Here is a 17,009-nt window from a genome sequence, read left to right on the forward strand (position 1 = left end):
GAAGGCGCGTGCCGGCCAGCTTCCCAACTTCACCGGCATCGACAGCGCCTACGAGCCGCCTGAAGCTCCCGAGATCACGCTGAAGGGCGCCGAGCGGAGCCCCGATGAAATGGTCGCGGCCATGATCGAGGAGCTGCGAAACCGTGGCATAATCTGATCGCGATCTTCCGCGTCGTTTTGAAAGGTCCCGGCTCCGGCCGGGACTTTTTTTATCCGGTACGGATGAGGCTGGGAAACTCCATTTCACGCATTGAGCAGACAGTATCGTGTTTTTATCAGCTCTTCGACCGAGGCGGATTGTGTCCGCTGCAATGCTTGAAGGGGATGATCAGATCGCCGCTTTTTCTAAAGTCCCTCAATTTTCATACCATGCGGCTGATTTTTTCTTGATGATTACGCCATAATGAGGCCAGAGATATTTTTGTATTTATCATAAAACGCTTTATGGCAATAAATTAACTCACTTTTGTTATTAAAGCGCGCGATGATATTTGATGATTTAATCTAGTATTATTATTGAATATCGCAAAAAGGCGATAGTTGTTACATTTTGCCGTAATATCCGTTGTTTTCATGCGATTCCCGCAACCATTGCTACAAGCCTATAACAGACCTGCGGTTGACCAACTGCGTTCGCTGATCGTCCATAGCGTTTACTGTTGATAAACTTTCTCGGCTTAGAGACGTTCTGATGGGCTTGGTTTCATCCATACCCGCAAGTTTTTCTGTCAGAACCACTACTATCCGGGGCGCGGCGACGGCGATGCGACAGACACGGTCGGGAATGGGCAAGCGGCGGAACACCACCTCGACGGCCCCTGCCAGCGATTCCTCCTCCGATCGTCCAAAGCGCAGCCATAGCGCACCGGCCTCATTGGGATGGGCGCTGGAGCCCCGTTACATGTTCGACGGCGCCGCCGCCGTAACGGCAGCGCATACGGTAGCCGATGCGGCCGCCCACGCCGATTCGGGATCGCCTGCCGCCCCTGCGGCAGCCGATCCGTTGGCGGCGGCCCTGGCCAACTTCGCCGCCCTGCCGGCGACGCCCGGTCCCACCGAAGTGCGGGCGGTCGATCCCGCGCAGAACAACGGCCGCAAGGAGGTGGTGTTCGTCGACACCGCCACCCCGAACTACCGGCAGATCGCGGAAGGGGTGAAGGCGGGCATCGAGGTCGAGGTGATCGACGCCAGCCGCGACGGGCTGGCCCAGATCGCCCAATGGGCGGAAACCCACAAGGGCTACGACGCCATCCACGTCGTCGCCCATGGCGCCGAAGCCAGCCTGCGGCTGGGAAGCGCGGAGGTGACCGAGGGGACCCTGGCCACCGAGGCGGGGCGGGCGGAGGCGGCGATCATCGGCAGCGCCCTGACCGAGAACGGCGATCTGATGATCTACGGCTGCGGCGTCGCCAAGGGCACGGACGGCCAGCGTTTCGTCACCTCCCTGGCGGCCGCGACGGGAGCGGACGTCGCCGCGTCCGACAGTCGCGTCGGCAGCGCCCGCCTTGGTGGGAGCTGGGCTCTGGATGTGGACGCCGGCAGCATCGAGACGGCCGGCGCCCTGACCGATGCCGCCATGGCCGCTTACGACCATGTGCTGGCTCCGGCCCACGATGCCCCCGATGCCGATGTGCTGGCAGCGGCGATCGACGGCGTGTCGACGCCGCAAGAGCTGCGTGCCGCCGATCCGTCCCTGAGCGGCGGCACGCGGGACGTGGCGTTCATCGACACGGCGGTCGCCGACTACCAGTCGCTGGTCGACGGCATGCGGCCCGGGACCGAAATCCGGCTGATCGACAGCGACCAGAGCGGCTTTGCCCAGATCGCCGTCTGGGCGCAGACCCACAGCGGCTACGATTCCATCCATATCCTGTCCCATGGCAGCGAGGGGAGGTTGTTCCTCGGCACGGACATGATCAATGACAGCGGTCTGTCATCGCCCTTCCTTCAGGCGGAAATGGCCGCCATCGGCACGTCGCTGAACGCGGGCGGCGATCTTCTGCTCTATGGCTGCGACATCGCCAAGGGCGCGGGCGGCATCCGCTTCCTCCAGGACCTGTCGGCGGCCACCGGCGCCGATGTCGCCGCGTCGGCCGACCAGACCGGCGACCGCGGCCTGGGCGGGAACTGGACCCTGGAGGAGGCGGTCGGGCGGATCGACCCGTCGAGCGCAAGCCTGTTCGCCGAGGCCCCCGCCTACCGGGACCTGCTGGCGACCGCTCCCCTCAACGGCGTCACGACCTTCAACTTCACATCGACCGTCGGCCTTGCCGGCGGCAACGGCACATCGGTCGTCACGGCGACGAACGTCCTGAATTCCGGCTGGGACATCTCCGCCACCTTCACCGCGAACACATCGACCACCAACCTGCTCAGAGGCAGCAACAATGCCGGCATCGGCCAGGCGCCAAGCTATTCCGGCACCTTCCAGGCCGGTGCCGCGACCGTGGACAAAGTGTCGAGCGTGACCTTCACGGCCAACGACGGGTCGGCCTTCGACGCGAAGGAAATCTACATCGCAAGCACGGAAGCCGCCGTCACGGCGACCATCACGGGCTACAGGAACGGCAGCGCCGTCACGGGAGCGGTGGCAACCGTTTTCCTGCCGAGGGTATTGTATACTTCACATTCCTTCACCTTGGCGAACATGGATGGCAACGACGCGTTCAACAATGTCGATAAGTTCGTCATCTCCTTCGATACTGCGCAGTCCCGCTTCTATTTCGACAACCTGAAGATCGGGCCGGCGAACACATCGGCCTCCAACAGCGCCCCGGTCCTCAGCGACACCTCGCCGGTTCTCACGGCGCAGAGCCAGAGCGACACCGCCAATCCCAGCGGCGCGGTCGGCACCCTGGTGTCGCAGTTGGTGAACGGCACCGGCATCGCGAATTACACCGACGCGGACTCCAACGCCCCCGGCATGGCGCTCACCGCCACCAACGCCTCCGGCGGCACATGGTATTACACCACCGACGGCGGCAGCACCTGGACCGCCGTGGGCAGCGTTTCCACCGGCAGCGCCCTGCTCCTGAAGGCCGACGCCAGCACGCGGCTCTATCTGAAGAGCAATGGAACCTACAGCGGCACGCTGAACGACGCCGTCACCTTCCGGGCCTGGGACGGCACCGCGGGCACCGTTGGCAGCAGGGCGGACACCAGCACCAACGGCGGCAGTACGGCCTTCTCGTCCGCCACCGACACCGCCAGCCTGACCGTCAACACCGTCAACCATGCGCCGGTGCTGGACGCCACCAAGTCGCCGGCGCTCACCCCGGAGAGCAAGACCGATCAGGCCATCCCGACCGGGGCGGTCGGCACCCTGGTGTCGCAGATCATTGGCACGACGGGCATCGCCAACTACGCCGATTCCGACGGCAACGCCGCCGGCATCGCGCTGACCGGCACCGACACCGCCACCGCCCCCGGCGGCTCCTGGTACTACACCACCGACGGCGGCGCCAACTGGTACAGCGTGGGGACGGTGTCCGACAGTTCGGCACTGCTCCTGAAGGCGGATGCCGGCACACGGCTGTATTTCGTCAACAACGGCACCTATACCGGCACGATGGCCAGCGCCCTCACCTTCCGGGCCTGGGACCAGACCTCCGGCACCGCCGGCAGCCGGCTGAGCGCCGCGGGCAACGGCGGCAACACGGCCTTTTCCGCCACATCGGACACCGCCAGCCTGGTCATCAATGCCACCAACACGGCCCCCACCTTCACCAGCGCCACCACGACGCTGACGGTGGATGCGGGCAGCAGCAACAACAGCTACGCCCCCCTGGTGACGGTCAGCGACACCGACAGCGGGCAGGTGGAAAGCTGGACCGTGCTGACCGGTCCCAGCCACGGCACGTTGGCACTGTCATCGGGCGCGGCCACCGCGGCTTCCGGCGGCACCAGCATCGCCGCGGCGTCGGGCCTGACCTACACCCCCGGCACCGGCTATGCCGGAACCGACAGCTTCACCATCCAGGTGTCGGACGGCACCAGCACCATCAGCAAAACCATCACCGTCACGGTGACGCCGGGGGCGCCGTCCACGCCCGACCTGGTGGCGGCAAGCGACGCCGGCTCCTCCAGCACCGACGACAGGACCAACGCCACGGTGCTGAAGTTTTCCGGCACCGGCGCCGCCTACGGCACCGGCGCCACCGACGGCAGCGACGTCATCGTCTTCATCTCCAGCAGCTCGACGCTGACCGGCAACGGGGCGGCGGCACTCGGCAGCAACCCGCACACCACCATCGGCGCCAATCTGTCGGGCGTGTGGGACGGCTCGTCCGGCACCGGCATCGACGTCTCCGGCCTGGGCAACGGCACCTATTACGTCTATGCCTACACCCGGTCGCTGATCGGCGGCGTCACCGGCAACCTCAGCGCGGCCCTGGCCGTCACCATCGACCGCACGGCGCCGACGCTGGCCGGCAGCAGCCCGGCGCTGGACGCCACCGCGGTGGCCACCGGCAGCAGCATCCAGGCGACCTTCTCCGAAGCCGTGCAGAAGGGAACCGGCACCCTCGTCCTCTACAACGTCACCACCGGCAGCACCGTCGAGACCTTCGACGTCGCCAACAGCGGCCGGATCACCGGCTGGGGGACGACGACCCTGACGGTCGCGCCGACCAGCGCGCTGGCGGGCGGCAACGTCTACAGCCTGCGCGTCGACTCCACCGCGGTGACGGACACCGCCGGCAACGCCTATGCCGGCATCAGCAACGACACCGTCATCAAGTTCACCACCGCCAACACCGCGCCCACCTTCAGCGATCCCGGCACCGCCACCCTGACGGTGAACAAGAACTCCGCCACCGCGGTGGATCTCGCCAGCTACCTTCAGGTGTCGGACACCGATCCCAACCAGACCCTGACCTGGACGGTCATCACCCCGCCGTCCAACAGCGGAACGCTGACCATCTCCGGCGCCACCCACGCCTCGGGCGGCACGGCGCTCTCGCCCGGCGGCACGATCACCTACAAGCCCGCCCCCGGCTTCTCGGGGACGGAGACCTTCACCATCCAGGTGTCGGACGGCATCAGCACGGCGACCCGCAGCGTCACCGTCACCGTCAACGCACCGCCGACGGCCACCGCGGCAGTCGGCTCGACCAGCTACACGGAGCAGGGGGCGGCCACAGCGGTGGACACGGCGTTCACCGTCACCGACGCCGAAGGCAAATGGACCAACGGCAGCGTCTCGGTCTCCATCACCGCGGGGGCGCACGGCGCCGACACGCTGGCCATCGCCACCAGCAATGGCGGCGGCATCTGGTATGACACCGGCACCAACGAGCTGAAGAACAACACCACGGTGATCGGCACGGGCACGGCCGCCTCGACCACCGGTTCGACGGTCCTGACCTTCACCCTGAACGCCAACGCCACCACCGCCGATGTGCAGGCGCTGGCCCGCGCCGTCACCTTTGCCAATGCCAGCACCGATCCCAGCCCCGGCAACCGCACCGTCACCTTCACCATCGCCGATGCCGGCGGCGCGACCTCTTCGGCCGTCGCCACGCGCACCGTCGCCTTCGCGCTGAAGAATGACGCTCCGACCCTGACGGCAACCGCCGCCACCACCCCCACCTTCAGCGAGGGCTCGGCCACCGGCGTCGCGCTGTTCACCGCCGCCACCGCCAGCACGGTGGAGGGCGGGCAGACCTTCTCGAGGCTGGTGCTGACGGTTTCGGGCCTTGCGGACGGGGCGAACGAGACGCTCGCCATCGACGGCAGCGACGTGGCCCTGACCAACGGCAACACCGTCACCACCGGCGGCAGTGCCAGCGTCGCGGTGTCGGTCGCCGGCACCACCGCCACCGTCACCATCACCAAGTCGGGCCTGTCGGCCGGCGACCTGCAGACCCTGATCACCGCGCTGGCGTACAAGAACACCGCCGGCACCGTCACTGCCGGAAACCGGACCGTCACCCTGACCTCGGTGCAGGACAGCGGCGGCACCGGGAACGGCGGCAGCGACACCGCCACCGTCAGCCTGGCCTCCACCATCGGCGTGACGGCTCCCAACCATGCGCCGACCGTCAGCGGCCTGACCGCCACCAGCCCGACCTTCACCGAAAAGGGAAACGCTGTCGCACTGTTCAGCGGCGCCTCCCTCACCAGCGGGACCGGCGACAGCGGACAGTCGATCAAGGCCGTGACCCTCACCGTCGGCACCCTGGCCGACGGAGCCAGCGAAATCCTGGTGGTGGACGGCACCAGCGTGGCGCTGACCAACGGCAACAGCGTCACCACCGGCACCAACGGCTACAGCGTGGGCGTGAGCATCACGGCCGGCGTCGCCACCGTCACCATCACCAAGACCGGCGACTATTCCGTCACGGCGGCGGCGGCGCTGATCAACGGCCTCGCCTACAAGAACACCAGCAACAACCCCGCCGACGGCGCCAGCCGGACGGTGACGCTGGTGTCGGTACAGGACAACGGCGGCACGGGCGGCAGCGGCAACGACACGCTGACGCTGTCCGGCGGCAACGCCGCCACCGTCACGCTGTCGGCGGTCAACGACGCCCCCATCCTGACGGTGCCCTCCACCATGAGCGTCATCGACAGCAACATCTATGTCGCCATCGGCGGAGTCTCGGCGACCGATGCCGACGTGGGTGGCAATACGGTTTCGGCGACCCTGTCGGCCAATGCGGGCGGCAACATCAAGCTGACGACGATGACCGGGATAACCGTCGCCAGCGGAGCCAACGATTCCTCGTCGATGACGATCTCCGGGACGCTGGCCGACGTCAACGCCGCCCTGGCCAGCCTGACCTTCAAGACCGGGCTTGGGAGCAACGGCGATGAAACCATCACCGTCACCGTCGACGATGGCGGCCATTCCGGCTCCGGCGGCAACCAGTCGTCCGGCGCCAAGCTCATCACGGTCACGCTGACCCAGAACGACATTCCGGTGGTGACGGTGCCGCCGGCCCAGACCTTCACCACGGCCGGCGCGCATGCCATCGCGGGCATTTCGGTGGGCGACAGCATAAACGACGGTCAATCGGCGATCATGTCCGCCACCGTCAGCGCGACCAAGGGCACGCTCCAGCTCACCACCAGCACGGGCCTGACCTTCACCTTCGGCACCAATGACGGCTCATCAGGCGCGCTGACCTTCACGGGCACGCTGGACGACATCAATGCCGCGCTCGCCACGCTCCATTACACCTACAGCGGCGCCGGCAGCGACACCGACACCATCACCGTTGCCTTCTCCGACACCTACCACAGCGGCGCCGACAACAAGACCGGCTCCAACAGCATCGCCATCACCCTCACCGCCAACAGCGCCGGCACGATCACCGTTCCGGGAAGCCGGAGCGTCACCACCAGCGGTGCCCAGGCGATTACCGGCATTTCGGTGGCGGACGGCGACGCCGGCACCATGGTCACCGCCACGATCGCCGCAAGCAAGGGAACGCTGGCCGTCACCGGCGCCACCAGCGGCAGCGGCAACGGCAACGGCTCGGTGACCATCACCGGCACCCTGGCGCAGGTCAACACCGCCCTCGCGACCCTGACCTACACCTATACCGGCTCGTCGGCCAGCACCGACACCGACACCATCACGGTGGATTTCAGCGACGGCGGCAACACCGCCAACCTGATCGGCGGCACCAAGTCGGCGACGCAGAAGACCATCGCCATCGGCATCACCGCGAACACCGCCCCCTCCTTCACCAGCGCCGTGACGACGCTCAGTGCGACCGACGGCGTCCCCCTCACCGTGGACGGCAGCATGGCGGTCGCCGATGCCGACCTGGGGTCGGGCATCGCCAAGGTGACGGTCAGCGCCGGCCACGGCACGCTGACCATGGGGTCCACCAACCTCGTGCTGGTCGGCGGCGCTCCCGGCAGCGGCAGCCTCAGCTACGCCGGAACGCTCAGCGACATCCAGGCCGCACTGCGGACGCTGGCCTATACCGCCGACCAGTACTATCACGGAACCGACACCATCGCCGTGACCCTCGACGACCAGCAGACCGCGCTGGTCGGCGGCAACAAGACGGCGACGGCGACCATCGCGGTGACCGTGACGCACACCGACCTCGCGCCGGTCGTCACGGTCCCGGGCGCCAAGACCGTGGACTATACCGAGGCCGTCAGCCTGGGTGCCGTGTCGGTGACCGATGCCGACGTCGGGTCCATCGTGATGACGGCGACGGTGTCGGACATCTCGGGCAAGCTGAAGATCGATGCCGCCGGCAGCGGCGTCACCATCACCGGCGGCGCCAACGACGATTCCTCGCTGACCTTCACCGGCACGCTCAGCCAGATCAACGCCGCGCTGGCCAGCCTGACCTACCAGGCGACCAACCTGGGGGCCGGAGGCAGCGACACGGTGACCATCACCGTGAACGATGGCAACACCACCTATGCCGGCGGGGCAAAGACTCATACCCAGACGATCGCCGTCACCGGCGGCGGAGGCTATGGAAGCCCGTCGTTGCTGGGGCCGAGCAACTGGACCGTGAACACCACCACCCAGCACAGCGTCAGCGAGGCCGGCTCGGCGGTTTCGCTCGGGGCCGACGGCTACGCCTCCACCGTCAGCGTCACGGTGTCCACCAACCATGGCGGCAAGCTGGCCATCGACACCACCGGGGTGACGGTCGCCGGCGGCGCCAACGACACCTCCTCGATCACCGTCACCGGCACCAAGGCCCAGGTGAACGCGGCCCTGGCCTCGCTGAAATACACCAGCGTGGCGTCGGCCGCCGGCAGCGAGACGATCACGGTCGCGGCCACCTACACCAACGCCCTCACCGGCCTGTCGACCACCGGCACCAAGGCCATCGCCGTCACCCTCGGCGAGAACGACGCCCCGACCGTGACGGCGCCGTCCTCCGCACCCAGCTATGCCGACACCCTCCAGCACGCCGTCGGCAGCTTCCAGATCACCGACCCCACCGCCGGCGGCACGGTGTCGGCGACGGTCAACGCCCTGCACGGCATCCTCACCCTCACCGCCTCGGGCTCGGCGACGATCCTGGCCAACGACACCGGCACCGTGACCGTCAGCGGCAGCCTGGCCGACGTCAACGCCACGCTCGGCAGCCTGAAATACGCCACCACCGCGACCGCCAGCGGGACCGACACCATCACGGTGACGGTCAACGACGGCGGGACCGGCTACATCGCCGGCGCGAAGACCGGCAGCAACAGCCTGACCATCACCCTGACCCAGAACGACACGCCCGTGCTGAGCGTGCCGGCGGGGACGCCCAGCTTCAGCGACACCAACAGCAACACCGTCTCCGACGGCTATCCGGCGGGGGACAGCTCCAACCACGTGATCTCGATCGCGGACGCCGGCGCGGCCACCTACAGCGTGACCGTGTCGAACCTGCACGGCAACCTGTCCTTCACCCAGCAGGGCGCGGCCAGCCTCACCGGCAACGGCACCACCCAGGTGGTGATCGGCGGCAGCCTGGCCGACGTCAACGCCACCCTGGCCACCCTGCGGTACCAGACGACGGTCGCGGCGACCGGTGTCGAGACCATCAACGTGTCGGTCAGCGACGGCGACACCACCGCCATCGGCGGCGCCAAGACCGCGCAGGGCTCCTTCCAGGTGGCGCTGGTCGGCAACGACACCCCGGTGGTCACCTCTCCCACCGAAAGCATCGTCGTCGGCGACAACCGGGTCCGCACGGTGAGCGGCTTCAGCTTCACCGACACCCGCAGCGGCGCCACGGTGACCGCCACGGTGTCCTCGGCCTTCGGCCTGCTGCACCTGACCGCCGCCACCGGCGCCACCGTGAGCAACAACGACACCGGCACGGTGACGATCAGCGGGTCGACATCGGCCGTCAACGCCACCCTGGCCAGCTTCACCTACCAATCGGCAACCAGCATCGTCGCCGACACCATCCAGTTGTCGGTCAACGACGGCAACGGCACCGCCATCGGCGGTGCCAAGACCGGCCTGGGACAGGTCGCCGTGGTGACCGCTCCCAACGACGCGCCGGTGATGGAGGCGCCGTCGAGCCCGACCTATTACCACACCGCGGGCAACCCGCTGCCGGCCTTCACCTTCACCGACAGCTATGCCGGCGACCAGTACACCGCCACCATCACGGTCGGCAGCGGATCGGTGCACCTGGCCGCCGCGGGCGGCGCCACGATCGCCGCCAACGACGCCGCGACGGTCATCGTCTCCGGCAGCTTCGCCGACGTCACCGCCACCCTGGCGGCGATGACCTACACCACCACGCGGACCACCAGCGGCACCGACACGCTGACCGTCAGCATCGACGACGGCAACGTCCTCGGCTTCGGCGGCAACCAGGTCACGACCCGGTCGGTCACCCTCAACCTGATCGAGAACGACACGCCGACCCTGAGCTCCGGCGGAAGCCGGACCTTCGACCATCATTCCGGCAATCCCGTCCCCGGCTTCGCGATCACCGACGGGCTGAACGACGGCAGCGTCACCGCCACCGTCGGCGCCCTGCACGGCAACCTGTCGGTCTCGGCGGCCGGCGGCGCCACCGTCAGCGCCAACGGCAGCGGCGCCGTCACCATCACCGGCTCCCGCGCGGCGGTCAACGCCACCCTGGAGACCCTGGCCTACGCCACCAGCCTGACCGCCAGCGGCACCGACACCATCACGCTGACCGTCCGCGACAACTCCCCGGCGCGGATCGGCGGCGAGAAGGGCGCCAGCACGTCGGTGGCCATCACCCTGATCGGCAACGACACCCCGGTGCTGAGCAGGCCGGCCGACCGGACCTTCGATCGCCAGTCCGGCAACCCCGTGCCCGGCTTCGCGATCACCGACGGGCTGAACGACGGCAGCGTCACCGCCACCGTCGGCGCCCTGCACGGCAGCCTGTCGGTCTCGGCGGCCGGCGGCGCCACCGTCAGCGCCAACGGCAGCGGCGCCGTCACCATCACCGGCTCCCGCGCGGCGGTCAACGCCACCCTGGAGACCCTGGCCTACACCACCAGCCTGACCGCCAGCGGCACCGACACCATCACGCTGACCGTCCGCGACGACTCCCCGGGCCGGGTCGGCGGCGAGAAGGGCGCCAGCGAGTCGATGGCCATCACCCTGATCGGCAACGACACCCCGGTGCTGAGCAGGCCGGCCGACCAGAGCTTCAGCACCGCCGGCGGCAATGCCATTCCCGGCTTCGCGATCACCGACGGGCTGAACGACGGCAGCGTCACCGCCACCGTCAGGAGCCAGCATGGCAGCCTGTCGGTCTCGGCGGCCGGCGGCGCCACCGTCAGCGCCAACGGCAGCGGTGCTGTCACCATCACCGGCTCCCAGGCGGCGGTCAACGCCACCCTTGCCAGCCTGACCTACGCCACCAGCCTGACCGCCAGCGGCACCGACACCATCACGCTGTCCGTCGACGACGGGGCGGCCAGCCGGGTGGGGGGCGCCAAGGCCGCGACCGTCTCGATGACCGTGGTCCTGACGGCGGATGACGCGGCTTCCCTTTCGGTCGGCGGCAGCGTGACGGCGACGACGGGCATCCCCACCCCGGTTTCCGGCATCGTCCTGGCGGACAGGACCGGAACCGAAATGGCGACGATCACGCTGTCGGCCGGCCACGGCATCCTGTCCATCGGAGGCCGATCGGGCGCAACCATCACCCTGACCGGCAGCATCGCCGACCTGAACGCGCTCCTGGCCGGACTGCGATACACCACCACGCTTGGAACCGGCGGGACGGACGCCATCGCCATCACCCTCCAGGTCGGCAGGGCCGATGGCGTCGGCGGCATCAAGACCACCCGTGGCAGCATCGCCGTCGCCGGCAACACGCCGGACCTGGTCACCCCGCCTGCCGTGGTGCAGACGGCCCCTCCGCCGATCACCGGCGTCGGGACCGTGGGCGGGGTGCTCGTCCTGGGCGGGGGAGTGACCGGCTGGCTTCCGGCGACCAGCGGCGGCATGAACCTGACGGGAAGCAGCGTCAGCGTCGGCGGTGTCGACACCGGGGCGCACACCAGCGACGGCATGCGCTCCATCAGCTTCGGCGGCCCGTCGGGCGGAATGCCGGGCGCCGCTTCGACCGGCGCCAACGGCGCGGGCAATCAGGTCCTGACGGTCAGCAACATGGGCGGTGCCTCCGGTGCCGTCGGCGGGACCGAGATGACCGCCAGTCCGGCCGGGAACCAGGTCCTGACCATCAGCAACATCGGCGGCAGCTCGACCCTTGGAATGGGGATGGGGCCTGGAGCGGACGGCAGGGGCGGCGACAGCGGCTTCGGAGGCTTCCAGGCATTGTCCGCCACCGACGGCTCCGGACGTCCGCAAGGCGCCGGGACCGGGAACACCCCGCGTGGCAACCGGGAGGCCCCCGACTCCTCACGGCAGGAGAAGCCCGGCAATGACCGCGATCCGGATGGCCGCGATCCGAGCGACCGCAATCCGGGGGACCGCGATCCGGATGGCCAGACCCCGCCGGCCGCCGGCCAGGGATCGGAGCCGCAGGCTGCCGCGCCGGCCGAATCGGCACAGCAGCCTGCCGCCGGCGATGGGACGGGAGGCGCCGATGGCGCCGCTCCGGCCGACCGGGGGGATCAGAGCTTTCTGCCGGAGCAGGGGAAGCACGACTTCATGCAGCAGCTCGCCTTCGCGACCGGCAAATTCGAGCGCGGGCGGGCGGACATAGAGCGCGAGTTCCTCGATTTCGCCGCCATCCCGCACAAGGCGGCGTGACGGCATGACCTCTGATCGCAAGAACACTTACAATAATCGCAGGCTCTTCATGATGACGCCCATTTCCCAAGCGATTGCCATGCCGCCTGCAGATGGTGGAAAGGCGCGCTCCTTCAAAATTCTGCTCCTGGCCGGGGCCTGTCTGGCACTGGGTGCCTGCGCGGTCACGCCGGAGCCGCTCAGCATGAGCGAGAGGAAGAGCCAGATCGTTCAGGACAAGGCATTGATGTTCAGTGCCATCGAGCCGGTCGACAAGCCGATCGGGCTCTACGACGCCATGGCCCGGGCCATCAAGTACAACCTCGACCGCCGGGTCGAGCTGTTGAACGAGGTGGTGACCAACAGCCAGCTCGACCTGGCCCATTACGACATGCTGCCCAAGCTGGCGGCCTCGGCCGGCTTCACCGGCCGCAGCAATGAACTGGCGTCGAGCAGCCTGTCCTACGAGCGCCGCGTCCAGTCGCTGGAACCCTCCATTTCGACGGAAAAGCAGACGGAAACGGCCCAGCTTCAGCTCAGTTGGAACGTGCTGGATTTCGGCGTCAGCTACATCCGCGCCAAGCAGATGGCCGACCGCAGCCTGATCGCCCAGGAGCAGCGGCGGAAGGTGGTGCAGAACATCATCCAGGATGTGCGCTACGCCTACTGGCGCGCGGTCATCGCCGAACGCCTGTTGTCGCGGCTGGAGGCCCTGACCAAGCGCACGGAAGCAGCCCTGGCCGACGCCCGGCGCTCGGAAAGCCGCCAGATCCGGGCACCGCTCGAGGATCTGCAGTATCAGCGGGCCCTGCTGGCCACGCTCGAGCGCCTGAAGGAGCTGCGGCGCGATCTGGTGGCCTCCAAGGTCCAGCTCGGGGCGCTGATGAACCTGCCGCCGGGCGCCGACTTCAGGCTGGCCATCCCCCAGGGGGCGCAGGACGCCGCCATTCCCAAGATCCCGGCCGCACCGGAGGAACTGCAGGACGTTGCCCTGCTGAACCGGCCGGAGCTGCTGCAGGCGTCCTACCAGTCGCGCATCAGCGCGGCGGAAACCAAGCGCATCTACCTGGAGATGCTGCCCGGCATCAACCTCGGGGTGGGTGGAAACTACGATTCGAACAAGTACGCCGTCCACAACGCCTGGGCGTCCTACGGGGTCAACGTCACCTGGAACCTGCTGACGCTGGCCTCGACCCCGGCCCGGCTGGATGTGGTGGAGGCGGACCAGAAGCTTCTGGAGATGAAGCGCGCCGCCCTCAGCATGGCCGTGCTCGCCCAGGTCGACGTGGGCGTGCTGCGCTATGAGCAGGCCATCGACGAATACAAGACCGCCCAGGAGCAGGCCGTCGTCGACAGCCGCATCTTCGACCAGCTCCGCGCCGCCGGCAGGGCCGAGCAGGTGGGCGAGCTGGCGGTGATCCAGGCGGAGGCGGAGGACGTGTTCGCGACCCTGCGCCGGGATGTCGCCTACGCCAGCCTGCAGAACGCCTATGGCGCCATCCTGGTGGCCGTGGGAGCGGACCCGATGCCGGACGCGGTCGCCGACCACCGGCTTCCCACCCTGGCCGCCGCCATCGGCTCCACCCAGACCGCCTGGCTCGACGGCTCGGCGCTGCGCAGGGTGTTGAGCTCGCTGAAGACGCCCCAGCAGCCCCAGTCCGCGGAGGCGGCGCCCGCGGCATCTCCGGTCGCCGCTGCCGCGCCCGCTTCCCCTACCCTCTCCCCTGCCCTCCCCCGGGCATCCACGGCCTCCGGCCCGTCGCAGCCCGTCGCCGGGACCATGGGTCCCCAGGCTTCCGCGAAGGGCGGATACCAGGTCTCGCTCGGCACCTATGCCAGCGAGGGGCTGGCGCGCGAAAGCTGGAACAGCATTCCCGGCCGGTCGCGCGCGCTCCTGTCCTCTCCCGACCCGGTCCTGGTGAGCACGGCCCGGCGCACCGACGGCAAGCCCTTCATGCTGCTGCGGACGGCGGCCTTCCCCACCTCGGTGGCGGCGGAGAGTTTCTGCGACATGGTCCGGCAGACCCACAAGGACTGCGCGATAACCGCGCTTACGGACAAGGGCTGATGATGCGCTTCGCGTTTGCTCATGCCATCACATCCGCGGCCAAATCCCTGGTGGCCCGGCCGGCAGGCCGGCTGGCGCTGGGGGTCGCTCTTTGCGCCCTCTCGTCCCAGGCCTTCGCGGCCGATCCGACGGGGGACGATGCGGTCCGCACCCTGATCAGGCCACGGACCCAGGCGGTGCTGTCCAGCGAGATCGCCGGCCGGATCCTCCGGCTGCCCCTGCACGAGGGAGACCGCTTCCGCAGCGGCGAGGTGCTGGTCGAATTCGACTGCAGTTGGGTGACGGCCGCCCAGAGCGCGGCGCAGGCCGGCCTGACCCACGCCCAGGCGCGGCTGTCCGGCCTGGAGGCCCTGGCGTCGATGCGGTCGGCCGGAAGCATGGACGTCGCCCTGGCCCGTGCCGAGGTCGAGCGTGCGCGGGCCGAGCTGAAGACCGCCTCCTTGTCGGTCAAGCATTGCGTCGTGAATGCGCCCTTCAACGGCCGGGTGATCGATCTGCGCGCCCGTGCCTTCGAAAGCGTGCCGGCCAACACCCCGCTGCTGAGCGTCCTCGACGACAGCGATCTGGAGGCGTCCCTGGTGGTGCCGTCCAGTTGGCTGACCTGGCTGAAGCCGGGCAACGCCTTCACCCTCGAGATCGACGAAACCCATCGCCGCTACAGCGGGCGCATCACCCGCCTGGGGGCGTCGGTCGATCCCGTGAGCCAGACGGTGACCGTGTTCGGGTCGCTCAACGACGTCGACCCGTCCGTGGTCGCCGGGATGAGCGGAACCGCCCGCATCCCGCAGTCCGGAACGGCGGAGGCCCCGGCATCCGGGACGGCGCCTGGATCGCCCCGCGCACCCGGCGGGCCGACGCCGCGATGACTGGTCAGCCCGGCGGCCCGCAGCCTTCGGCATCGCCCCGCCAGCCGATGGGCCAGCAGGCGGGACAAGGCGCGGGCATGGAGGTCTTCTCCACCTTCATCCGCATGGAAGAGAGCGCCCGCCACGCCGAGACCGTGGAGGAACTGCGGCATATCATGGTCAACGACCTGCGCCGCCTGTTCCACTTCGAACAGGCGGCGCTGATCATCGGCGACGGCCGCAGCGAGAGCGCGCGCCTCGAAGCGGTATCCGGTGTGGCCCTGGTCGAGGCGGAGGCGCCGTTCGTCGCCTGGATGAACCGGGCGGCCCGCCACCTGATGGCCCGCGAGGACGCCGGCGAGACCCATCCGGTGTCGTCCGACATGCTGCCCGCGCGCGAGCAGGCCGAATGGGCGGAGTGGCTGCACCCGCAGACGCTGTGGTGTCCGCTGAAGACCAAGGACGGCATGGTGCTGGGAGCCCTGCTCCTGACGCGCAACCATCCCTGGCCCCAGGCGGAGACGGTGATGCTGGACCGCATCGCCGATTGCTACGCCTATGCCTGGCGGGCGCTGGCCGGGCCGCGGCGGCGATGGCGGCGGCCAACGGCACGCCGCTGGCTGCTGCTGGCGGTCCTGGCGGTTCTGGTGGCGGCCCTGGCCGCCCCCATCCGCCAGTCGGCGCTGGCCCCGGCGGAAATCGTCGCCATCGCGCCGCTGGCGGTCAGCGCGCCGCTCGACGGCGTCATCGCCCGCTTCAAGGTCAGGCCCAACCAGCCGGTCATCGCCGGACAGGTTCTGTTCGAGTTCGACGACACCAACCTGCGCAACCAGGTGGCGGTTTCCGAACGGGCCCTGGCGGTCGCCCAGGCCGAGCTGCGGCAGGTCACCCAGGGCGCCATGATCGACCGCAAGCAGGCCGGGCAGGTGGCGCTGTCGGAGAATCAGGTGCGCCTGCGCCAGACCGAGCTGGACTATGCGCGGGCCCTGGCCGCCCGGATCGCCGTCACCGCCGAACGGGACGGGGTGGCGGTGTTCACCGACGAGAACGAATGGATCGGCCGTCCGGTGGTCACCGGCCAGCGGATCCTGCAGATCGCCGACCCGTCCCACACCGAGCTGAGCGTCGCCGTTCCGGTCCGCGACGCCATCGTGCTGACGCCCGGCGCCGCCATCGACCTGTTCCTCGACGTCGAGCCGCTGGTCCGCCGCAGCGCCACCCTGGCCTCCGCCAGCTACGAGGCGGAGATGACGCCGGCCGGCGTCCTGTCCTACCGCGTCCGCGCCGACTTCCCGTCCGATCAGCCGGCGCCGCGCATCGGGCTGCAGGGAACGGCGAAGATCTATGGGGAGCGGGTGCCGCTGGCGCTCTACCTGTTCCGCCGCCCGCTGTCCACGCTCCGCCAGACCATCGGTTTCTAGGG

General features: G+C 68.8%; 5 protein-coding genes. All 5 read left to right on the top strand.

The window, feature by feature from the left end:
- Positions 1-37 precede the first annotated feature (37 nt).
- The gene (locus tag J2850_RS17505) at positions 38-157 is read left to right on the top strand and encodes a hypothetical protein (RefSeq protein ID WP_370878968.1); all 120 of its coding nucleotides are present in this window, start codon (positions 38-40) and stop codon (positions 155-157) included.
- Positions 158-901: 744 nt separating this feature from the next.
- A complete protein-coding gene (locus J2850_RS17510; protein WP_209983954.1) occupies positions 902-12,694 on the top strand; it encodes a DUF4347 domain-containing protein in 11,793 nt (3,930 codons plus the stop codon).
- A gap of 184 nt (positions 12,695-12,878) precedes the next feature.
- Positions 12,879-14,741, top strand: a complete 1,863-nt coding sequence (locus tag J2850_RS17515; protein ID WP_209983956.1) for a TolC family protein — start codon at positions 12,879-12,881, stop codon at positions 14,739-14,741.
- Positions 14,741-15,607: an efflux RND transporter periplasmic adaptor subunit gene (locus J2850_RS17520; RefSeq protein WP_246513170.1), complete on the top strand. Its 867-nt coding sequence runs from the start codon at positions 14,741-14,743 to the stop codon at positions 15,605-15,607. The genes J2850_RS17515 and J2850_RS17520 overlap by 1 nt, the downstream gene beginning before the upstream one ends.
- On the top strand, positions 15,604-17,007 hold the full coding sequence (locus J2850_RS17525; RefSeq protein ID WP_209983958.1) for an efflux RND transporter periplasmic adaptor subunit: 1,404 nt from the start codon (positions 15,604-15,606) through the stop codon (positions 17,005-17,007). Before J2850_RS17520 ends, J2850_RS17525 begins: the two co-directional genes overlap by 4 nt.
- Positions 17,008-17,009 lie beyond the last annotated feature (2 nt).

Source organism: Azospirillum picis (genome assembly GCF_017876115.1).
Taxonomy (GTDB): domain Bacteria; phylum Pseudomonadota; class Alphaproteobacteria; order Azospirillales; family Azospirillaceae; genus Azospirillum; species Azospirillum picis.

Bases quoted from the DNA above. Each gene is read 5' to 3' on its own strand.
- J2850_RS17510 (WP_209983954.1), top strand. From the start codon at position 902: ATGTTCGACGGCGCCGCCGCCGTAACGGCAGCGCATACGGTAGCCGAT.
- J2850_RS17525 (WP_209983958.1), top strand. From the start codon at position 15,604: ATGACTGGTCAGCCCGGCGGCCCGCAGCCTTCGGCATCGCCCCGCCAG.
- J2850_RS17520 (WP_246513170.1), top strand. From the start codon at position 14,741: ATGATGCGCTTCGCGTTTGCTCATGCCATCACATCCGCGGCCAAATCC.
- J2850_RS17515 (WP_209983956.1), top strand. From the start codon at position 12,879: ATGAGCGAGAGGAAGAGCCAGATCGTTCAGGACAAGGCATTGATGTTC.